The organism is Candidatus Omnitrophota bacterium (assembly GCA_013791745.1).
Taxonomy (GTDB): Bacteria; CG03; CG03; order CG03; family CG03; genus CG03.
Genome location: VMTH01000166.1, coordinates 18498 through 39208, shown reverse-complemented (window position 1 = coordinate 39208; position 20711 = coordinate 18498). Strand labels below are relative to the sequence as shown.

The window sequence follows — 20711 nt, the reverse complement described above, 5'->3', positions numbered from 1 at the left end:
GTCTGGAAGGGAGCCATAAAAGAAGAATGAATAAGATTCCTCCCCTTCGACTACGCTCAGGGTTCGGAATGACAAATTAATGAATGTTTTATGCAATAAGTTCGAACATAGTTTGAAACGCTCCGCCATTACTTGACATTTATGAGAGGCGCAAGCCAACTGCTTGGCTTGCGTGAAGATTTGTAAGGATCGAAAATCAACCCCTGGCACCATTCAAATTCGGGGTCAAATAGAATCTCATCACGATACAACTTTATTTCTTCCAACCTTTTCTGCCAGCTTGATTTTTAACGGTTTTGTTGTTAAAATACCTCTACATTATGAATTTTATCAACAAATACGAACTCGTGAAAGCGGCAAGGGGCAAAATCCCCGTGGATGTTTTTTTCAAGAACGCGCGGCTCGTTAATGTGTTTTCCGGCAAGGTAGAGAAAACAGGGGTCGCTGTGCACAAAGGCGTTGTTGTGGGATTCGGAAATTATAAAGCAAAAAAAACTGTTGACATAAAAAACCACTATATCGTGCCCGGCCTTGTGGAGGGGCACATACACACGGAAAGCTCAATGCTGGAAATGGGCGAATTCGTAAAAGCGGTGCTGCCTTACGGCACGACAACCGTTATATGCGATCCTCATGAAATAGCGAATGTTCTGGGGCTGGAAGGTATTACCTATATGCTGCAATCGGCAAAATACCAGCCTGTGGACATATATTTTACCCTGCCCTCGACAGTGCCGGCCACCGATATGGAAACTTCCGGGGCGAGGCTTTCGGCGGTCGATCTCATGCCTTATTTCTCACAAAAATGGGTCGTCGGCCTCGGGGAAGTGATGAATGTGCCCGGCGTCCTTGAGAATGACAGGGAGATTTTTGACAAACTGAAAATAGCTTTCGGCAAAGCCATAGAAGGGCACGCGCCCGGTCTCATGGGTAAAGATCTTTACGCATACATAACAAGCGGCGTACACAGCGATCATGAATCCTTCGGGAAAGAAGAGGCCCTTGAAAAACTTTCGGCGGGGATGACCGTGATGATACGGGAAGGTTCCGTGGCCAAAAACCTCAAAACACTCGCGGGCATTGTCAGCGAAACAAACCAGAGCCGCTTCTGCCTTGTCAGCGATGACCGCAATCCCATAGATCTTGTGGAAAAAGGCCACCTGGACTACACGATAAGGAAAGCCATATCTTTAGGGGTTGATCCCGTCTCCGCCATAAGAATGGCCACAATAAACCCCGCCAGACATTTCAGCCTGCGCAACGCGGGGGCTGTCGCGCCCGGCTATTTCGCCGATTTTATTATTGTGGACAATCTGTCCAAATTCAGGGTTCTGAATGTTTACAAGCGCGGGGAAGAAGTCGCCCGTAACGGAAAAGCCCTCAAAAGCAGAAAACCAAAGCCCGTGCCTCTTCGCAGCAGCATAAACGTAAAATGGATAATGCCCGCGCATTTCAAACTCCCGGCGGCATCCAAAAAAGTCAATGTGATTGAGCTCTTCCCCGATGAACTTATAACAAAAAAACGGGTGATGCCCGTAAAGACGGAAAATGGCTTTGCCGTGTCTGACACAAAAAATGACATCCTTAAAATTGTCGTTGTTGAACGCCACAAGAGAACAGGTAATATCTCTCAGGGCTTTGTAAAAGGCTTCGGCCTTAAAAAAGGGGCGCTGGCATCCTCGGTGGGGCATGATTCCCACAATATAATCTGCGTCGGCTGCGACGACGAGAGCATTTATCAGGCGGTGCTGGCCATTATAAAATCCGGTGGGGGACTCTGCTGCTTCCAATCCGACAGGCAGGAAATTCTTCCCCTGCCGATAGCCGGCCTTATGAGCGACAGGGATCTTTCCTTTGTTTACAAACAATTGAAACATCTGCATAAGGCATCTGCCGCCATGGGCTGTAAACTTGATGACCCTTTTATGGTGCTTTCTTTTCTGGCTCTGCCGGTCATACCGGATCTGAAGATAACCGATAAAGGGCTGGTGGATGTGACGCAGAATAAATTTGTGAAACTTTTTGTCTGAACTTCGCGTAAAAGCGAACATTAATGGTTTCAAAAAGTTTTCTAAATACGCCCGATCGCGCGGCTGTCAAGTCCGCCGCTGTAAGTCCGCCGTCTTAGGCGGATCTTCGGCGCGGCTTATTTGTGGAATAAAAAATATTTGATTGACTGATTAGGAGGAAAAATGACTGAAGGCGCAAAGAGAGTTATCGTTATCGTTCTTGACAGCGTGGGCGTGGGCGAGATGCCGGACGCCGCTGAATACGGCGATAAAGGGTCCGACACACTGGGGCATATTGTTGAGAAATTCAAAGGCCTGGATCTGCCCAATCTGGAAAAACTGGGGCTGGGTAAAATAAAAAATCTTCACCCCGGCAAAGAAGCGCCTGAGGCTCAGGGGGCCTACGGAAGAATGGCGGAAGTATCCGCCAGCAAGGACACGACTGCGGGGCACTGGGAAATAATGGGAAGTCCCGCCAGACGCCCCTTCCCAACTTACCCTGACGGTTTTCCCGAAGACCTGCTGAACACCTTCAAAAAAGCCGCGGGGGTTGACGGCATCCTCGGCAACAAAGCCTCCTCCGGCACGGTTATACTGGAAGAACTAGGAGAAGAGCACGTAAAGACGGGATTCCCAATTGTTTACACTTCCGCCGACAGCGTTTTTCAGATAGCGGCCCACGAAAAATATTTCGGCCTGGACAGACTTTACAGTGTCTGTGAAAAAGCCAGAGAAATACTGACGGGGCCTCACGCCATAGCGCGCGTCATAGCCAGGCCCTTCAACGGCGAAGCCGGCAGTTTCGCGCGAACAACGAACCGCAAGGATTACGCCATAGAACCGGTGTCAATCACGCTTATGGATCTCGCTAAAGCGTCCGGAGTAAATGTCGTGGGGGTCGGAAAAATAGGAGATATTTTCGCCCACAGAGGTCTGACCGAAGAACAGCACACCGGCCTTAACGGCGCGGGAATAAAACAGACGATCGAAGATATAAAGCGGGTTCCTGAAAAAAAAGAGCTTTTGTTTGTGAATCTGGTGGATTTTGATTCACTGTTCGGTCACAGAAGAAATACTCAGGGTTATTACGACGCCTTAAAGGAATTTGACGCGGCTCTGCCGGAGATAAGAAAATCCATGCTGAAAAACGACATACTCATCCTCACCGCGGACCACGGATGCGATCCGACATACATCGCGCACACAGATCACACGAGAGAATTTGTGCCGCTGATAGTGTCAGGGAGCATGGTAAAAGCCGGTGTGGATCTGGGAACGCGGGAGACTTTCGCCGATATAGGGGCCACGGCGGCGGAATATCTCGGCGTGGAAGGCCTCAAAAAGGGAACATCATTTTTAAAGGAGATATTATGAACGCGACAGACAAAGCTTACAACGTTATAAAGAAGAAGATCGACGGCGCTGAAACAGCCCTGATACTGGGCAGCGGACTGGGGGCTCTTGCGGACGAAGCAAAAAACAGAAAAGAAATTTCCTACGAGAAAATCCCGGGTTTCGCCAAAAGCAAAGTGCCGGGCCATTCCGGAAAGCTCATCTCCGGTACAATAGCTTCGCGGAAAGTCATCATCATGGCCGGAAGGATTCACTATTACGAAGGGCACCCGATGGCGAAGCTTGTGCTGATGATAGAAGTGCTGGCCAAAATGGGCGTGAAAAAACTCATTGTGACGAACGCGGGCGGGGCGGTCAATAGAAGTTTCAAGGTGCCGTCTCTTATGCTGATAAGCGACCACATAAACATGCTCGGGGATAATCCCCTTATCGGCGGCGCGCATTTCATAGATCTGAGCGACGCTTATGACGCGGAGTACAGAAAAATAGTGAAAGCCGAAGCGAAAAAACTGAAAATCCAAATCAATGAAGGCGTTTATCTGGCTTTTTCCGGGCCCTCTTATGAGACAAAGGCCGAGATAAGAATGGTGCGGACGCTCGGCGGCGATGCGGTCGGAATGTCCACAGTGCCGGAGGTGATCACGGCCAAAAAGCTCGGCATGACGGTGATAGGCATCTCCTGCATGACCAACTACGCCTGCGGTGTGACGGGACAGCCCCTTTCCCACAAGGAAGTCGTTGAATCGGGAAAAATGATTTCATGCGATTTCATACGGCTTATAAAGAGTATTCTTTCCTCAAAAAAATTCTGAATAAAAAAATTCGTGGATTTTAACGAGAAACGGCCGGATGATGAAAAATTGCTGAATTATCTTTCGTCAAAGGTTAAAGCTGACAGGCATATCCTTGAGTTTCTTCTAGCGCGGGGACTGAAAACCGAAAGCGCAATCAGAGATTGGATTAACCCTGAAGTGAATATCCCTGAACTCATGGGAATTTTCCCCGACATGAGCAAAGCCGTCGGGATACTGAAAGAGGCCGTCAAGGCGGGCGGACGGATAGCCCTGATAGGGGATTCGGACGCGGACGGGCTCTGCTCACTTCTGATCCTTGACGACGCTTTAAGCGGGACGGAGAAATCTCTTTTTGTCTGCGGCGGTCCGGCGCACGGTATCGGTGAGGCGGATATTGAAAACGTCCTGAAATCAAAGCCCGCTGTTGTCGTCAGCGCCGATGTCGGAATCTCGGAACACAAGGCCGCGAAAGCTTTTAAAGAACGGGGCATCAGGTTCATAATAACGGATCATCACTATCCTTCGGGGGAAGCCGCCGAAGCCGACGCCGTCATAGATTCCTGCATCAGCCATCCGGACACCGAAATAGCCGGTTGCGCGGCCGCTTTCTGCCTCGCCGCCGCCTATAAACTGAGCCTTGACAAAGATTTTGACAAGATCAAAATAGCCTGCGACATAGAAACAAGCGGCCTTTCGCCTTCTCAAAACGAGATCATAGAAATAGGCGCTGTAAGATTCTCCGGATTCAGGGTCATAGACCGTTTCTCGTCGCTGCTGAAACCATCAAGCCGTATAAGCCCCGAAATAAGCGTTCTCACCGGTATCAGCAATCTGGAACTTGAAGGAGCCCCCTGCCGCGTGGAGACGCTGCGCCGCTTCAGGGAATGGATAGGCAATGACACTCTGATATTTCACAACGCGCCCTTTGACACATCTTTCATAGATTCTGAATTTCGCAAATACACCGGCTGCGCGCTGGTCAATGATGTGATTGATACCCTTCCCATGTCGAGGAGCTGCCTGCCGTCACAGAGTCACAAGCTTGAACATCTCAAAGACTATTTCGGCATAAACGCCGAGGCGCACAGGGCTCTGCCGGACGCGGAGACCGCCCGCAAACTCTACATGATCCTGTCTCATTTCAGAACCCCGGCCTTTAAGGTGTTTGTTGAGCAGAACCTGCCGCTGGCGGCGCTGGGTACTGTTTCCGACAACATCGCCCTAAAAGGAACTTCCCGCGCGCTGGTCAAAAAACACCTTGCGGGTATTTTGAACGTGAGGCGATATTCTCTGAGAACACTTATAAAAAAACTCGCCATATCCCGGGAAAATCCCAGGGAGGAGCTGTCACGAAAACTCATACCTTTTCTTAACGCACCTAAAAGAATGGGCGAACCGCGCCTTGCCCTGGAAATCCTGCAAGCCGATTCCAAAAAAAACATTGCCGCCTCATTCAATCGGGTCAAAGAACTAAATGACAAAAGACAGCGCGATATGAGACTGCATTTTGAGGAAGTGCTGACGCAAATCCGCGAAAACGGATTAAATAAAAAACCCGTCATAATGGTCAAGGCGGAAAAACTTCCTCCCGGCCTGCGGGGGCCCGCGGCGAGCAGGATCTCGCAGATATTCGGAAAACCATCGGTTGTTTTTACCGCTTCATCCTTCGACTGGACGGCTTCCGCGAGAGGCTCGGGCCGCGATATGCTGGAGCTATTCAAAAAATGCGGCAAGGGCGCGGAATACGGCGGACATCCGGGAGCATGCGGGATCCGGATAAAAAAAGATGATCTTAGGCAATTCATAGACGACTGCGAGACTTATTTCGAAGACATGCCTGAGCAAAAAATTCCGCGAGCTGATATTATGTGGGATGACTGGCTCGACAAAAACATAAAAAGTTTCCTTGAAACCCTTGAGCCTTTCGGGAACGGGAATCCGCTTCCGCTTTTCGCCGCTGAGGAGATGGACTGCGTTTCGGTCTCGCAAAAAGGGGATAAATTCCTTTTGAGGTTGAAAAAAAACGCAAAACTTCTTAATATAATCGCTGGTGAGGATCCGGGCTGCGGTGTTATGGATGTTATTTTCACCGCGCTCGCGCGGAAGAAAAGGATTATTTTTTTCTTAAAAAGCTGGAAAAAGAAATAGTGTTGAACGCAAGGAGGAAAAATGTTCAGTGTTTATGAAGTGATCAAGAAGAAAAGGGACGGTGCGGTTCTTTCAAAAGAAGAGATTCAGTTTATGATATCAGGGTTTGTCAAAGGCGACATACCGGATTATCAGATATCGGCTTTTCTGATGGCAATATATTTTTCGGATATGACAGCGGAAGAAACAACGGTCCTGACGGAGTGCATGGTTGATTCCGGAGACCGTGTGGATTTAAGCAGTATAAAAGGTTTTAAGGTTGATAAGCATTCTACCGGCGGCGTAGGTGACACTACCTCACTGGTGTTGAATCCTCTTGTCGCGGCCTGCGGCGGTATCGTTGCTAAAATGACGGGACGGGGCCTGGGCCACACCGGCGGCACTATCGATAAACTTGAATCTATTCCGGGTTTTTCCTGCAGTCTGCCAATGGAGAAGTTTGTTGAGAACGTAAATAAAATACATATCGCACTCATAGGACAAACAGCAAAGCTCGCCCCCGCGGATAAGAAAATATACGCGTTACGCGATGGGACGGCGACAGTGGATTCCATCCCTCTGATAGTCGGAAGTATTATGAGCAAGAAACTCGCGGCGGGAGCCAACGGTATCGTTCTTGATGTGAAAACCGGGTCAGGCGCTTTTATGGAAACATATGAGGATGCCGCAAAACTCGCGAAAGCCATGGTTGATGTCGGGGAACTTGCCGGTAGAAGAATGGTGGCGCTTGTTACTTCAATGGAAGAACCCCTGGGCTTCGCAATAGGTAACGCCATAGAAGTTAAGGAAGCGATAGCCACCCTTAAGGGCCAAGGGCCCAAAGACCTTGAAGACCTCTGCGTTGAACTTGGAGCGAATATGCTTATCATATCCGGAATCGCCGCCGACATAGAAGACGGAAAAACCAGAATGAAAAAAGCCATTGCCGACGGCAGCGGCCTTAAGAAGTTCAAAGAAATGGTAGAGGCTCAGGGAGGAGATCCGGCCTCTATTGATAATATGGATATGCTTCCCAGGGCAAAAGAGGAAGTTGAGGTTGCCAGCGACCGTGACGGATATGTGCAGAAGATCAACGCTCTTGAAGTCGGACTTGCCGCCAATGCTCTTGGCGCGGGACGGGCCAAGCAGGATGATATAGTGGATCCCGGAGTAGGTATATATCTGAAAAAGAAGGTTGGTGATGAAGTCAAAAAAGGCGAAGCGCTTGCAATATTTTATTACAGCGATAAGGTTAAGTTTGAATCCGCGAAAAAGCGTTTTATCGCCGCTTACACCATAGGAGCTGAAAAAGTCGCATCTCCTAAATTTTTCTACGGCAAAGCCGATAAAAACGGCATCATCAAGATGTAAAAACACCGGTGTTAAGGAGGTTTAATGTTTCCTGAAAATGTGATGATGGGCCTGTCTGAGAAGACGCCGTCAAGAATATGCATGATCGTCGTCGACGGCCTCGGCGGCATTCCTGTCAACGGCAAGACGGAACTTGAAGCGGCCGTGTGTCCGAACCTTGACGCTTTCGCGAAGGAGTCTGTCTGCGGAAGAAATGTGCCTGTGGCGCTGGGTATAACGCCCGGCTCCGGGCCCGGGCATCTCGCGCTTTTCGGATATAATCCCATGACATACCAGATAGGAAGAGGCGTTCTCGAGGCGCTGGGTATAGGTTTGGAGATGACGGAATTTGATATGGCCGCGAGGGCGAATTTCGCCACTCTCAAAGACGGGCTCATCGTTGACCGGAGGGCCGGGCGGATTCCCACGGAGGAGAACGAACGGCTTGTCAAAAAACTTTCCGAAAAAATAACGGAAATAGACGATGTGAAAGTGAAAATTTTTCCCGGAAAAGAACACAGGTTCGTGGTTATGTTCACCGGAGAAAATCTTTGCGGCGATCTTGCCGACGCCGATCCCCAGAAGGAAGGCCTTCCGCCGCTCAAATGCAGGAACACCTCCGAGGCCTCGTCAAGATCTGCCCGAATTGTCAACGCTTTCATAACACGGCTGAATGAGGCTCTTGAAGACGAAGCGGTAGCCAACACGGCGCTCATGCGGGGTTTCGCGTGCCTGCCGGACATCCCGAAGATGAGCGAACTCTACAAACTGAAATGCGGGGCCTTCGCCACCTATCCCATGTATAAAGGGCTCGCCTCGCTTGTGGGAATGGATATTGTCGATTGCGGCGCAACGCCGGAGAGCCAGCTGGAAGCGTTAAAGAAAAAGGGCTCCGTCTTCGATTTCATCTATTACCATTACAAATACCCCGACTCCCGCGGTGAGGACGGGGATTTTGAAGGCAAAGTGAAAGCCATTGAGGCTTTTGATAAACTGCTTCCCGAAATAATATCACAAAATTTTGATGTGGTCTGCATAACGGCGGACCATTCAACGCCGGCGAAGATGAGCGCGCATTCCTGGCATCCCTGCCCCATAGCCATAAAATCAAAATATGAAATAGCGGACGATATATCCGTTTTTTCGGAAAGAGCTTTTGAAAACGGATCCATAGGAAGGATATGGTCGGCTGACATAATGCCTATCCTTATGGCAAACGCTCTGAAGCTAAAAAAATTCGGGGCCTGACAAACGGGCTGGGTCAAAATAATGGAGCTGCCGGAAAACAAAAAACCGCTTGTTTTTGCCGCCGCCGCTGTTTTTCTGCTGACAGCGGTTTTTTTTATCCGTGCCAGGAGAAGCCGCGATGAGATTCCCCCGCAACCGAAGACGATCATATACGGCGACACCCTCGCGCCCGGCGAAAATCTCATAACAATTTTCGCCAGACGCGGCGTGCCGGCGAACAACTATTACGACGTGATCGGCGAATTCTCAAAAATTTACAATGTCAAAAAAATACAGGCCGGACATTACTATGAGATCGCCCTGTCCACGGAAAATAAAATACTGGAATTTTCATACCAGCCGGAAGTGGCAAAAAAATATCTCGTAAAACTCACGACTGCGGGTTACAGGTCCGGTGAAGTGCGAATGAGAATCCATAAAAAATATTTCGGCTATTCCGGCACCGTTCAAAACAATCTTTATTATTCCATGATCTCGGCCGGCGTGAATCCCTCGCTCATAATGAATTTCGCGGATATTTTCGAATCCAGAATAGCGTTTCTCACGGATCAACGGCCTGGTGACAGATTTTTTATCGTTTATGAGCAGTCTTTCACCGACAGCGGACAGGAGGTGGACAACGGCACAATACTCGTCGGCAAATATATCATGTCCGGCGGTCAGCGCGGGAGGGGGAAGATAAAGGAATTCATGGCTTTCGCTTTTCCGCGCGGAACACTTTATGACTACTACAGTCCGGCGGGAGAATCTTTGAGCACGCAGTTCCTCAGCGCGCCCCTGCATTTCAGGAGGATTTCCTCTTACTTCTCCAACCGGCGCTTTCATCCCGTTTTAAAATACTACAGGTCTCACCACGGCATAGACTACGCCGCGCCGACCGGCACTCCCGTGTCATCGATCGGCGATGGCAAAGTTGTTTATGTCGGCAGAAACGGCGGCTACGGCAAGATGGTTAAAATAAAACACAATTCCACATACGAGTCGTGGTACGGACATCTTTCAAGATACTCCAGCAGCATAAAAAGAGGGGCTTTTGTTAAAAAAGGTCAGGATATCGGTTATGTCGGCTCGACAGGTCTTTCTACAGGCCCTCATCTTGATTTCAGGGTAAAAAAACACGGGAGTTTCGTGAATTTCCTGACCTTAAAACTTCCGCCGGCAAAAAGCCTCACAAAGAAAGAGATGGAGGATTTTTTACCGCTCAAGAAAAAGTATTACCGCTCCATAGCCGAACTGATAACGCAGGGCAAATTCAAACATGATAAAGCTCTTGATTGACGCCGGCAACACCCTGATAAAAAGCGCCGTCGTAAAAAAAGGAAAAACCGTACCGGGAAAACAGTTCAGGACTTCGCTCCTGAGCGAAAAAAAACTAAGGGATATCCTGAAAAACACCCACACCTGCGTGTGCTGTTCGGTGGTGCCGAAAGTAACGGCGCTGCTAAAAAAAATTTGCCGCTCCAGCGGTATAAAAATTTATTTCTTAACCTACCGAGATATCGCGCTCGTCAAACTAAAATACGCTCCTCTTAAAGACATCGGCGCCGATAGGATAGCCTCGATAATCGGCGCTCTCATCCAAAGACGGCCTCCTTTTATAATCGTCGACATAGGCAGCGCCGTCACCTGCGAACTTGTGGATAAAAAGAGCAATTACCGGGGTGGCGTGATATTCCCGGGAATAGAGCTTTCCCTTAAAGCGCTGAATGAAGGATGCGCCCTTCTTCCTGATACGGCATTCTCGCGCCCGCGGAAAGGGCCCGGCACAAACACCGGGGAATGTATCAGAAAAGGCGTGTGGGCGGCGACACTCGGCGGTATAGAAAAAACAGTCTCTGATTTTCTCAAACGTGAGCCGGGGGCGGCGGTGTTCTTAACCGGCTCCGGATCACGGTTTCTCAGGCCCGGGGACCTTTCGTTCCGCTACAAAAAAGATCAGGCGCTCGTGTTTAACGGTCTTTTACAATTTTATAAAAACTTGTATAATCAAAACTTGATTGAGCGGGATATTCCCATCTCAAAATAGCGAAACGAAGGATTGAAGGATTTTTGAATTAATGTTCCAAAATGGAGGATGTAAAATGACAAAAGTTGGTATTAACGGATTCGGCCGCATAGGCCGCCTGGTGCTTAAAGCCGGATTAAACTCTAAGAACATTGAGTTTATGGGCGTAAACGACCTTGCGGACACTAAAACTCTCGCGCATCTTTTTAAATACGATTCCACCTTCGGCACTTTTCCCGGCTCCGTGGAAGCAAAGGCGAACAGCCTGGTCATCGACGGTAAAGAGATCAAAGTTTTTGCCGAAAGGGATCCTGAAGCTCTTCCGTGGAAAGATCTGGGCGTGGAAATAGTCGTTGAGTCAACAGGACTTTTCACAAGTAAAGACAAGGCCTCTAAGCATCTTAAAGCGGGGGCAAAAAGAGTGATAATATCAGCGCCGGCAAAGGAGGAGGATATAACAATAGTGATGGGCGTCAATGAAGATAAATATGACGCTTCCAAACATTTCATCATCTCCAACGCCTCCTGCACGACAAACTGCCTGGCGCCGCCGATGAAAGTGATGATGGACTCCTTTGGCATTAAAAAAGGCCTTATGACAACGATTCATTCTTTCACCAACGATCAGAATGTTCTGGACGCGCCGCACAAAGATCTTCGCCGCGCCAGAACAGCGTCGGCCTCAATGATACCGACAACTACGGGAGCCGCCAAAGCCATAGGGCTTGTGATACCTGAACTGAAAGGCAAAATGGACGGTTTCGCGATACGCGTTCCCACCCCGAACGTGTCCGTGGTAGATGTCGTTGTGCAGGTCGGAAAAGAAACCACAGCCGAAGAAGTCAACGCGGCGCTGGTGAAGGCCGCGAACGGCCCTCTCGGAAAATACATGGCCGTCTGTACAGAGCCTCTCGTTTCGATAGATTTTAACGGCAATCCCAAATCATCCACCGTCGACGCCGGATTTACTAAAGTTTTCGGCGACATGGTGAAACTCCTGGCATGGTATGACAATGAGACGGGATACGCCACAAGGGTTATCGACCTTATAGAGTATATGCAGGGAAAATAGTTCATGAAAACACTGAAAGATATGGATCTCCGGGACAAGAAAGTCCTCGTGCGGGTTGATTTCAATGTGCCTGTAAAAAACGGCGAAGTCAGCGACGACACAAGACTGAGCGCTCATGTGCCCACCATAAACAGCATCCTTGAACAGCGGCCGCGCTCAATCATTCTTATGAGCCATCTCGGCAGGCCCAAGGGCGCCCCCGATCCGGAATTTTCGCTAAAAGTCGTTCTGCCGCGCCTTGAAAAACTTCTCGCTCAAAAGGTGTATTTTTTTGAAGATTGCGCTGGCGATAATACAAAAGAGGGTCTCGAAAATCTTCCACAGGGCTCCATAGCCCTGCTTGAAAACCTGCGTTTTTATTCCGAAGAAAAGAACAACGACGCAAATTTCGCGAAAAAACTCGCATCTTACGGAGATGTGTTCATACAGGACGCTTTCGCTGTTTCTCACCGGGCGCATGCCTCAACAGCAGGTATTCCCGCTCTTTTGCCGTCGGCGGCGGGCTTTCTGATACAGAAAGAGGTGAAATATCTTTCTGAGCTTCTTAAAAACCCGAACAGGCCCTTCGCGGCCGTGCTCGGGGGGGCGAAAGTATCCACCAAAATATCGGTCATGAAAAGCCTGCTGTCAAAAGTGGACTATCTGCTTGTCGGCGGAGCCATGTCATACACCTTTCTTAAAGCCCGCGGGGAAAATACCGGCCTGTCGCTTGTCGAGGACGAGTTTCTTGAAAAGGCGAAGGAAATCGCCGAGGCGGCCGGAGAAAAACTTCTTCTGCCATCGGACCATGTGATAAGCAAATCGTTTAAAGAAGCCCTTGAAAATTCCGTATCATCTGCAATCCCCGACGGTTTTTACGGTGTTGACATAGGCCCTGAGACGGTGCAGAAATATTCCCGGATCTTAAAGAAAGCCAAAACCATATTCTGGAACGGGCCCATGGGGGTTTTTGAAGTAAACGAGTTCGCGGAAGGCACAAAAAAAATCGCCGAGATAATAGCGGAATCCACAAAAGCAGGAGCCGTTTCGGTCGCCGGCGGCGGCGACAGCGTATCGGCCATAAACAAAACCGGGGTCGCTGGTGATTTCAGCCATATTTCAACCGGAGGGGGCGCATCGCTGGAATTCGTGGAAGGCAGGGTGCTGCCGGGAATAGAAGCCTTAAAGCAGGAGTAATTTTATGTATACATTTCTGGTTGTTTGTCATGTGGTAATAGCAACGGCGCTGATATTTATAATTCTGATCCAGGTCAGCCGCGGCGCGACCGGATCGTCATTTCTTGGCGGCTCCTCGGATTCCCTTCTGATGGGCCCGGCAGGGGATGAGTTTTTAAAAAAGGTCGTGGTCGTGCTCGGCATTCTTTTTGTTATCACATCCATATCCATATCCGCGGCGGTAAAACAACGGGGTGTGAAATTTCCGGCTGTGCCGCCGGCGGCTGCGCCCGCCCCCCAGGAAGGGGCTCAGCGCTGATATATTAGTTTTTTGTTCCGCCGGGGTGGTGGAACTGGCATACACGTACGGTTGAGGGCCGTATGAGGCAACTCTTGCGGGTTCGAGTCCCGCCCCCGGCAAAATTATATGTCCAGACAAGGGACTCGAAGGCGACTCGAAGCGCGTCCGGCGGACGATAGTGAGCGTAGCGAACGGCAGCGAGAGCGCCAGGCTTCGGAAGAAACGCGAAAGCGTTGGGGGAGAAGGAGTCCCGCCCCCGGCAAAATTGTTATGAGATGTAATTTAGGAGATAAAATTATGAAACAGTTCAAATCCTTGTTTTTGACATTAACCGCGGCGTTATTTTTAGCCGGATGCGCCGCCCCGCCTGTTGTCCCGCAACAGAGTGCGTCACCGGCCGCTATAGAAGCCCGCGAATCCGCCGGCATAACAACTCCGGCGCTGGATGACCCGTCTGTAAAAAAAGTGGGATTGGACATTGACGATACGGTTCTGTTTTCTTCTCCCGCTTTTGACAAAGGTTACGAGGGCGCCCAGGCCTATACGGATGAGTTCTGGACAATAGTGAATAGATCCGACGAGGAAGTCTCTATCCTGAAACCGAAAACCGTTGAGATCATAAAGGCCCATCAGCAAAAAGGGCATGAGGTGTTCCTCATAACCGCGCGTAATAATTCCGGTGGGGAAGCTCTTAAAAAATTCATGAGCAAAACGCTTGATATCCCTGAAAGCAATATCTTTTTCGCGCCCAGCGGAAAAACAGAATTGATAGAAGAACTCGGTATCGACGCTTTTTACGGCGACTCCGATTCCGACATAAGATACGCCAAAGAAGCCGGCGCGATACCTATACGGATACTGCGGAGCCCCGAATCAGGCTACAAGAGTTCCTATAATCCCGGGAGCTTAGACGAATTCATTGTCCCCGACAGCGAGTGAAGAAAAGCCCGCAAATAATTTTCTCTCTTGAAAAAACCGCGGGCCCGATAATATCTTATGGCCGGTATAGAAGATAAACTAAACCGTATCATCGCTCCGCTGCTGAGGGAGATAATATTCAAAAAAGAAATCTCTCCGGAGGTGCTTAACACCGTCCTCAGAATAACAATAGAAAAAATAGTCAACAGCCTTTTCGCGGAATCAATAACGCTTTATCTTGTGGACAAAGACAAGATCAAGTTCAGCCATGTTTATTTTTCCCCAAACCTGTATAAAGGCAATCCCGCCCTGCAGAAATCTTATGAAGCTAAAAGAGAGACTCTGCTGAAACTCACCCTGCCTCTCAATACGGGTATCGTCGGCAAGGTGATATCCGAGGGAAAAAGCAGGGTCGTTGAGGATGTTTCCAAAGACGCCGACCACGCCGCCGGCATTGACAAAGACACGGGTTTTCAGACCCGCTCGATGATCACGTCTCCTCTTAAAGCGGACGGCAAAGTCATAGGCGCCATACAGGTGCTGAATAAATCCATAGCTCCGGGATATTTCAGCGAATCCGATGCCTATCTGCTGGAGGAAGTCGCCCAGTATTCGGCAAAAATAATCCAAAAGGCCTTTAACCCCGCCGCTACGATGACACCGCAGGAACTTGCGTATTACATCGCCCGGCTGACAAAGCAGCAGTACATAGAGCTCGGCGAAGATTTCACCATAGCCAACGAGATACTCGACGAAACCCGCATAACGTCGGATAACCTCAGGAAATTCAGGCTGATACCCATAAAATTATATCCCGGCAGGCAGCTGCGGGTGGTGTGTTCCAATCCGCTGGATTACACCGGCATAGAAAATTTTGAAGTTATAACAAAATGCAAAGTGAAGGAAACCGTAGTTGCCGCCAAGAGTGACATAGATTATGCCATAAAAAATTATCTTGAGAGCATCGGTGAGCCTGCGTCGGACGAAGACGAAGCCACGGCTAAAATGCAGGCGGATCTGGAAATAAAAACAAGTGTTAGTGAGGATATAGACAACGAAAATTATGAAAGTGAAGAATCGGCCCCTGTCATCAAACTCGCGAACCAGATAATCAGGGAAGCTTATAATAAAAAAGTCAGCGACATACACATAGAGGCTTTTGAAAAATACACTATGGTGAGATTCAGGATGGACGGCGTGATGAAACAGGTGCACAAACTTCCCCGCAGCGCCCACAGCGCGATGCTCACAAGATACAAGATAATGTCATCGCTTGACATAGCCGAACGCCGCCGGCCTCAGGACGGGCGTATTAAATTCAAAGATTTCGGAAAGGATAATCCCGATATAGAGCTCAGGGTCAGCATCGCGCCGCTTGTTTGGGGAGAGAAAGTCTGCATGCGTATTCTGGATAAGACCGGCACCATGCTCGGTCTTGAAGCTATGGGTTTTTCGCCCAAGAACATGCAATTTTACAGAGCCGCGATAGCCAAGCCCTACGGAATGATACTGAATGTGGGGCCCACCGGGAGCGGAAAAACCACGACACTTTACGCGGCTATCACCGAGATCAATAAGCCCGACATCAATATTCAGACCGCCGAGGACCCCGTGGAATATATGCTCGAGGGGATCAACCAGATGCCCGTCAGAAAAGACATCGGAGTCACTTTTGCCGACGCCCTGAAATGCTTTCTCCGGCAGGATCCGGATGTCATAATGGTGGGGGAAATACGCGATCTTGAAACCGCGGAAGTCGCTATCGAGGCGGCTCTCACCGGTCATCTTATGCTTTCCACGCTTCACACGAATGATGCTTCCACAACCATAACAAGATTTTTTGATATGGGCGTGGAGCCTTTTCTCGTATCCTCTTCCCTTATAATCGTCTGCGCGCAGCGTCTTGTCAGAAGGCTATGCGCCTGCAAAGAAGAATTTAAAGCTGACGCCGATCTGGCCGAGAGTCTTGGAATTGAACCTGGCACCACGCTTTTCAGAAAGGCGGGATGTAAAAAATGCGATAACACAGGCTATAAAGGCCGTATCGGGGTGCACGAGATCCTTATGCCCGATGAGGAAATACGAAAACTGGTTATTAGAAAAGGGGTGACGCCCGAGGAAATACAAAGGGCCGCGATAGATAACGGCACTCTTGTACCCATGTTTCAGGACGGACTCCAAAAATGCCTCAGCGGCGTGACATCTTCCGAGGAAGTTTTCAGAGTCCTTAAAAAAGAGCAGTAAGAGCGGACGGGGCGGCTTTCGGCGCGTCCCGAGGAGGAAAAATGGCAGACGGCGTTTTCAGAAAGATTCCAGTGGAAATAGAGATCCTCGGCGGGCGTATAGTGGAAGGCGTTATTAATCTTCCCACCGCGGGCTATAAAACACGCCTGTCGGATTTTATCAACGACGCGACCAAATCTTTTATTCCCATGGCAAACGCGATCATCTCAAAAAACGGGCAGCTGGAAAAAAAATATCACTCCATCATAATCAGCAAATCGGCGATAATCCACATCGTGGAACTTGAACAGAAAGAAGACTGAGATTTGAATCCGCTTAATCGTCCGGCGCCGGAGAATTTCCGCCATCCGGTATCTTTTCTATATATTCCGTTTCGTCGGGCAGCTCGTTATGTTCTAGAGTCAATTTTGATATTTTCTCATTCAATTTTTCGGCGCGCCTTTGTGTTTCGTCATATTTGGCATAGGCGTTGCTTATATGCTTTCCCACGAGCGTGAAATTTAAATAGAATTTCGCGAATTTATCCTGTATTTTTGTCAGTTCACCCAGGATCGTCGCCGCCTGTTTTTCTATTCTAAACCCCTTGAGCCCGTACACTATGGCCATGATATAGGCGTGAAAACTGTTGGGTGAAACAGGGACAACGTGTTTCTTCATGGCGTATTCCGCTATCTCATAATCATGCGCGAAAGAATCATTGATGATTATTTCGTAAAAAACATTTTCAGCCGGAATATACATCAGGGCAAAGTCAAAAGTTCCCTCATCAGGATTGATGTATTTATCGGCGATTTCGTCTATTCTCTCTTTTACGCTGCGGACGAATTCTTTTTTGCACTTCTTTTTTTCATCATCGTCGGGCGCGAGCATCAGGCGCTTAAAACTTTCCAACGGGAATTTGGAATCTATCGGCACTATTTTTTCGCCGAGCTTTATAATGCTGTCCACCTGTGTCCCGTCGCTGAAAGAATACTTCATGGCATAATTGCTGGCGCCGAGGTTTTTTAGCAAATCTTCGAGCATGAATTCCCCGAGATTACCCCTGAGCTTCGGGGCCTGGAGAATATCCTGAAGCGAGGAAATGTCTTCCCCTATTTTCTGGATGTTTTTGGTAGTTTCGGCGAGCGCTCCAAGTTTCTTCTGCACATCCCCCATGGTCGCTCCGGCCGAGCCGAGCTGCTCATTGATGTTGCCCTGGGTTCTGGAAAGGTTATCATTCACTGTTTTAATAATAACGCCGAACGCCTCCTGCTGCGCTTTCATGGATTGGTTAAGGCCTTCCAGCTGATTGATTTTCATCTCCGTTATTTTGTTATTGATATCTATCAGCGCCTGATTGTCATTGCTGCCGCCTGATATAAAGAGCTTGATCAGTATCGCCGCAAGAAGAGCGATGGCGACAAAAATAAGTATATTTCCCATGTCCTGATTTTACTGAAATTCCACCGTAAACACAAACCCGCGCGAGGCCATTTATACCGCGATAAGATTTTTAACAAATTCCGCTATCGCCAGAGACGCTGTCAGACCCGGTGATTCTATGCCGACAAGATTCACCGCTCCGGAATACTTTTTATCCCTCTCTATTATGAAATCACCGCCCGTTTCAAGTTTCGCGCGGTTGCCGGCATAATCAATTTTCAGATCTTCCGGTTTTATCCCGGGGAAAAACCCCTTGACACCCTCATAAAAATGCTCCGGCCCGAGGCGTCCTTTTTCAAAGTCGTTCTTTTCTCTCACGGGGAGGGATGTCGGACCCACAAGTATTTTTTTGCCTATGACCTTCCGGCCGTCCGGCGCTATATCAAAAACCGGAGTGAGATGTATGCCTATGGCCAGATGCCTTACCCCGTCTATGAAATATTCTTTCTGCACGGGATAAACATTCGTTCCGTTCATCGCCAGTTCGCTTCTTGAGGATGAATCAAAACAGTAATACTCGCCGCGCACGGGTATTATCTTATACGCGTTTTCCGGATTTATCATATTGGCTATCTCGTCGGAACAAAGGCCCGCGGAATTGATGATTGTCTCAGCCGTAAATTCCTCCCTCCTGACAGCACCCCCGGATTTTCCGCCGCCTTCTTCCAGCTCAATAATAAACCCCGCTCCGCCGGAAGTAATGCCCGTGACCTTTGTGGATGTCATCACCTCAACGCCCTTCGCGCGGGCCTCGCGGCCGAGGCAGCTTATGTAATCGGCGGCATCCACAATGCCGGTGGAAGGGCTTATGAGCGCCGAATAAACATTAACATTAGGTTCTTTTGCCCGCACATCAGCGGGGCTCACGCGCCGCACGCCGGGTGCGCCGGCATCCCGCGCGTTATCAATATAGCAATCAATCATCCTGTCTTCTTCCGCGTTGACAGTCACTATGAATTTACCCGTTTTTGAAAAGGAGACACCGTTCTTTTCACAAAAAGCATAAAGCATCCTGTTGCCATCAACGCAGAGTCTTTTCTTCAAAGGATATTCCTTGTAATAAAGTCCTGCATGGATGACCCCGGAGTTCCTGCCGGACTGCTCATCGCCGAGATAGGGGTTTTTCTCAAAAAGAAATATGTCTTTGCCTTTTTCGGCGATGGCGTTGGCAATCGCCAGGCCCACTGCCCCGCCCCCTATAACAACTGTATCTATTTTTTCCATGGTGTTATTTTAACAAAAAACCCGGTATTCATATAGCCACAGCCGAAATTTTTTAATAACATAAACGGGGATGTTTATGAAACGAGAAAAATTTATTCAGATTACAACGGCTTCCGGAAGCCGGAAAACGCTGGAAAAAATAGCGGAAGTCCTGGTCGAAAAACGCCTTGCCGCCTGCGTTCAAATCACGGGGAAAGCAAACAGTGTTTACAGATGGGAAGGCGATATAGAGCGCGCGAAAGAATATCTCTGTTTTATCAAGACACGAAAATCGCTGTTTGGCAGAGTTGAGAAAGTTATAAAAAAGCTTCATAATTATGAAGTGCCGGAAATAATCGCCTTTGATATGTACGCATGCGGTAAAGATTATGAGAACTGGCTGGAGAAAGAACTCAAGCGCTGAACCCCTCGTCTCCTGTTATGAGTAAATTATGTCTTTTTGGAACTTTCTGATTATATATGGAATGCCCAGCTCTTTTCTCGTAGACAGGAGCATCTTAAAATATTTTTTTGACATCGCTACTGGATGCGTCGGTCGCTTGTTCACTGTTGTTATAACAATGCCTTTGCGGTTTTTCCGGGCAAGGGCTGTTTTTCGGGACATCTTTCCCAGCATATTTTTGGCCGGGGGCTTTGAAAGAAAGCAGAACACAAGGAAATCATCGCCCGGCGACAGCGCCGAAACAGCGAGCTTCAGCGAAGTGATTATAGGCATCTGGGGTTTTTCATTGCAAACAATCCGCGTTTCACCGGTTTTAAAAAGCCCTGCGTATTTTTCTGTTTCGGGGCCGTACACAAAAATTATTTTTGAAAAATGCTCTCCTGCAGAATTAACGGCTGAGGCCGTTTCAAGCGCTTTTTTCCTGCCGCAGTCGCGGGCTCCCAGGACGGCAAGAGCGGGGAGCTTTTTTCTTCCCGCGGCAATGAATTTTTCATACGCCTCCACCGGCATCAGTACGGCGCGCGCTATGGAATCCTTGGAGATAATATAGGTTTTTTTTTCGTCTATAAGCTGAAGAAATTTCTTTCTTGCCTTTGTGGCGTTTTCAACCTTACAAAACATTAAATGCGTCCCCTCTCTTAACTTTACCGCTTCTGGCAACTTTGCAGAATATTCCTTCTTGAGGCATAATGCATTTCCCCGTGATTTTGAATATCTCGCAGCCGCTGTGGCACTTCTTGCCGATTTCCGTCACTTCCAGTTCCGCTCCGGAGGAGAAAACTATTTTTTTGCCGACAGGAAGTTCCGAATTTTCAATTCCTTCCAAATCCAGGTTTTCGCCGAAAACACCGCCGGTAATTTTGTCTCCAAGCTCCTCCCTCATCTTATTTATTGAGGAAACGCTCAGAATACTCACCTGCTTCGCAGAACCAGATGCGGCATGCGCGTCCCCGCAAAAACCGAAATCCGCAATCAATTCGCCTGTTTCAACGGGGATCTTTACCGTTCCTTTTTTTTTGCTTATATTTATTTCCGCTATTTTCATAA

General features: G+C 48.7%; 19 protein-coding genes and 1 tRNA gene. 16 read left to right on the top strand and 4 right to left on the bottom strand.

Going from position 1 to position 20711, the window contains the following annotated elements; translation table 11 throughout:
- The first annotated feature begins 329 nt into the window (after positions 1–329).
- From ade to FP827_08475, 15 genes are all read left to right on the top strand, one after another.
- A complete protein-coding gene (gene ade / locus FP827_08545; GenBank protein ID MBA3053111.1) occupies positions 330–2030 on the top strand; it encodes an adenine deaminase in 1701 nt (566 codons plus the stop codon).
- 162 nt (positions 2031–2192) lie between these two features.
- Complete coding sequence (locus tag FP827_08540) at positions 2193–3383, top strand: phosphopentomutase (GenBank protein MBA3053110.1); 1191 nt, start codon at positions 2193–2195, stop codon at positions 3381–3383.
- Positions 3380–4174, top strand: coding sequence for a purine-nucleoside phosphorylase (locus FP827_08535; GenBank protein MBA3053109.1), 795 nt, complete (start codon positions 3380–3382; stop codon positions 4172–4174). Before FP827_08540 ends, FP827_08535 begins: the two co-directional genes overlap by 4 nt.
- Before the next feature lie 48 nt (positions 4175–4222).
- The gene (locus FP827_08530; GenBank protein MBA3053108.1) at positions 4223–6304 is read left to right on the top strand and encodes a hypothetical protein; all 2082 of its coding nucleotides are present in this window, start codon (positions 4223–4225) and stop codon (positions 6302–6304) included.
- Positions 6305–6325: 21 nt separating this feature from the next.
- Positions 6326–7654 carry a pyrimidine-nucleoside phosphorylase gene (locus FP827_08525; GenBank protein MBA3053107.1) on the top strand — a complete coding sequence of 443 codons (1329 nt, stop codon included), beginning with the start codon at positions 6326–6328 and terminating at the stop codon, positions 7652–7654.
- A gap of 24 nt (positions 7655–7678) precedes the next feature.
- Positions 7679–8881, top strand: a complete 1203-nt coding sequence (locus tag FP827_08520; GenBank protein MBA3053106.1) for a 2,3-bisphosphoglycerate-independent phosphoglycerate mutase — start codon at positions 7679–7681, stop codon at positions 8879–8881.
- Positions 8882–8902: 21 nt separating this feature from the next.
- A complete protein-coding gene (locus tag FP827_08515; protein MBA3053105.1) occupies positions 8903–10159 on the top strand; it encodes a peptidoglycan DD-metalloendopeptidase family protein in 1257 nt (418 codons plus the stop codon).
- Entirely contained in the window at positions 10140–10907 is a 768-nt protein-coding gene (locus tag FP827_08510) for a type III pantothenate kinase (GenBank protein MBA3053104.1), read from the top strand. The genes FP827_08515 and FP827_08510 overlap by 20 nt, the downstream gene beginning before the upstream one ends.
- A gap of 55 nt (positions 10908–10962) precedes the next feature.
- Complete coding sequence (gap, locus tag FP827_08505; GenBank protein ID MBA3053103.1) at positions 10963–11958, top strand: type I glyceraldehyde-3-phosphate dehydrogenase; 996 nt, start codon at positions 10963–10965, stop codon at positions 11956–11958.
- A 3-nt stretch (positions 11959–11961) separates the two neighbouring features.
- On the top strand, positions 11962–13134 hold the full coding sequence (locus FP827_08500) for a phosphoglycerate kinase (protein MBA3053102.1): 1173 nt from the start codon (positions 11962–11964) through the stop codon (positions 13132–13134).
- A gap of 4 nt (positions 13135–13138) precedes the next feature.
- Positions 13139–13432 (top strand): preprotein translocase subunit SecG, encoded by a 294-nt coding sequence (secG, locus tag FP827_08495; protein MBA3053101.1) that lies wholly within the window; start codon positions 13139–13141, stop codon positions 13430–13432.
- Between the two features lie 19 nt (positions 13433–13451).
- Positions 13452–13533: transfer RNA gene (locus FP827_08490), tRNA-Leu, on the top strand.
- Between the two features lie 7 nt (positions 13534–13540).
- Positions 13541–14353: a hypothetical protein gene (locus FP827_08485; GenBank protein MBA3053100.1), complete on the top strand. Its 813-nt coding sequence runs from the start codon at positions 13541–13543 to the stop codon at positions 14351–14353.
- 57 nt (positions 14354–14410) lie between these two features.
- Entirely contained in the window at positions 14411–16576 is a 2166-nt protein-coding gene (locus FP827_08480) for a GAF domain-containing protein (GenBank protein MBA3053099.1), read from the top strand.
- Between the two features lie 41 nt (positions 16577–16617).
- Complete coding sequence (locus FP827_08475) at positions 16618–16878, top strand: hypothetical protein (GenBank protein MBA3053098.1); 261 nt, start codon at positions 16618–16620, stop codon at positions 16876–16878.
- 13 nt (positions 16879–16891) lie between these two features.
- On the opposite strand, the gene FP827_08470 is transcribed toward FP827_08475, so the two are convergent.
- Together FP827_08470 and FP827_08465 are read right to left on the bottom strand one after the other, a co-directional pair.
- The gene (locus FP827_08470) at positions 16892–17998 is read right to left on the bottom strand and encodes a DNA recombination protein RmuC (protein MBA3053097.1); all 1107 of its coding nucleotides are present in this window, start codon (positions 17996–17998) and stop codon (positions 16892–16894) included.
- 51 nt (positions 17999–18049) lie between these two features.
- Positions 18050–19222: an NAD(P)/FAD-dependent oxidoreductase gene (locus tag FP827_08465; GenBank protein MBA3053096.1), complete on the bottom strand. Its 1173-nt coding sequence runs from the start codon at positions 19220–19222 to the stop codon at positions 18050–18052.
- A gap of 76 nt (positions 19223–19298) precedes the next feature.
- Here FP827_08465 and FP827_08460 point away from each other — a divergent pair, with 76 nt between their 5' ends.
- Positions 19299–19625 (top strand): divalent-cation tolerance protein CutA, encoded by a 327-nt coding sequence (locus FP827_08460; protein ID MBA3053095.1) that lies wholly within the window; start codon positions 19299–19301, stop codon positions 19623–19625.
- Between the two features lie 15 nt (positions 19626–19640).
- Here the strand turns inward: FP827_08460 and FP827_08455 are convergent, their stop codons facing one another.
- Positions 19641–20285 (bottom strand): hypothetical protein, encoded by a 645-nt coding sequence (locus FP827_08455; protein MBA3053094.1) that lies wholly within the window; start codon positions 20283–20285, stop codon positions 19641–19643.
- On the bottom strand, positions 20275–20709 hold the full coding sequence (locus FP827_08450; GenBank protein MBA3053093.1) for an MOSC domain-containing protein: 435 nt from the start codon (positions 20707–20709) through the stop codon (positions 20275–20277). Before FP827_08450 ends, FP827_08455 begins: the two co-directional genes overlap by 11 nt.
- Between the last annotated feature and the right edge of the window lie 2 nt (positions 20710–20711).

Excerpts from the sequence above, each read along its gene's own strand:
- FP827_08540 (MBA3053110.1), top strand. The coding sequence starts at position 2,193 with ATGACTGAAGGCGCAAAGAGAGTTATCGTTATCGTTCTTGACAGCGTG.
- FP827_08535 (MBA3053109.1), top strand. The coding sequence starts at position 3,380 with ATGAACGCGACAGACAAAGCTTACAACGTTATAAAGAAGAAGATCGAC.
- FP827_08525 (MBA3053107.1), top strand. The coding sequence starts at position 6,326 with ATGTTCAGTGTTTATGAAGTGATCAAGAAGAAAAGGGACGGTGCGGTT.
- FP827_08520 (MBA3053106.1), top strand. The coding sequence starts at position 7,679 with ATGTTTCCTGAAAATGTGATGATGGGCCTGTCTGAGAAGACGCCGTCA.
- FP827_08515 (MBA3053105.1), top strand. The coding sequence starts at position 8,903 with ATGGAGCTGCCGGAAAACAAAAAACCGCTTGTTTTTGCCGCCGCCGCT.
- FP827_08510 (MBA3053104.1), top strand. The coding sequence starts at position 10,140 with ATGATAAAGCTCTTGATTGACGCCGGCAACACCCTGATAAAAAGCGCC.
- gap (MBA3053103.1), top strand. The coding sequence starts at position 10,963 with ATGACAAAAGTTGGTATTAACGGATTCGGCCGCATAGGCCGCCTGGTG.
- FP827_08500 (MBA3053102.1), top strand. The coding sequence starts at position 11,962 with ATGAAAACACTGAAAGATATGGATCTCCGGGACAAGAAAGTCCTCGTG.
- secG (MBA3053101.1), top strand. The coding sequence starts at position 13,139 with ATGTATACATTTCTGGTTGTTTGTCATGTGGTAATAGCAACGGCGCTG.
- FP827_08485 (MBA3053100.1), top strand. The coding sequence starts at position 13,541 with ATGTCCAGACAAGGGACTCGAAGGCGACTCGAAGCGCGTCCGGCGGAC.
- FP827_08480 (MBA3053099.1), top strand. The coding sequence starts at position 14,411 with ATGGCCGGTATAGAAGATAAACTAAACCGTATCATCGCTCCGCTGCTG.
- FP827_08475 (MBA3053098.1), top strand. The coding sequence starts at position 16,618 with ATGGCAGACGGCGTTTTCAGAAAGATTCCAGTGGAAATAGAGATCCTC.
- FP827_08470 (MBA3053097.1), bottom strand. The coding sequence starts at position 17,998 with ATGGGAAATATACTTATTTTTGTCGCCATCGCTCTTCTTGCGGCGATA.
- FP827_08465 (MBA3053096.1), bottom strand. The coding sequence starts at position 19,222 with ATGGAAAAAATAGATACAGTTGTTATAGGGGGCGGGGCAGTGGGCCTG.
- FP827_08460 (MBA3053095.1), top strand. The coding sequence starts at position 19,299 with ATGAAACGAGAAAAATTTATTCAGATTACAACGGCTTCCGGAAGCCGG.
- FP827_08455 (MBA3053094.1), bottom strand. The coding sequence starts at position 20,285 with ATGTTTTGTAAGGTTGAAAACGCCACAAAGGCAAGAAAGAAATTTCTT.
- FP827_08450 (MBA3053093.1), bottom strand. The coding sequence starts at position 20,709 with ATGAAAATAGCGGAAATAAATATAAGCAAAAAAAAAGGAACGGTAAAG.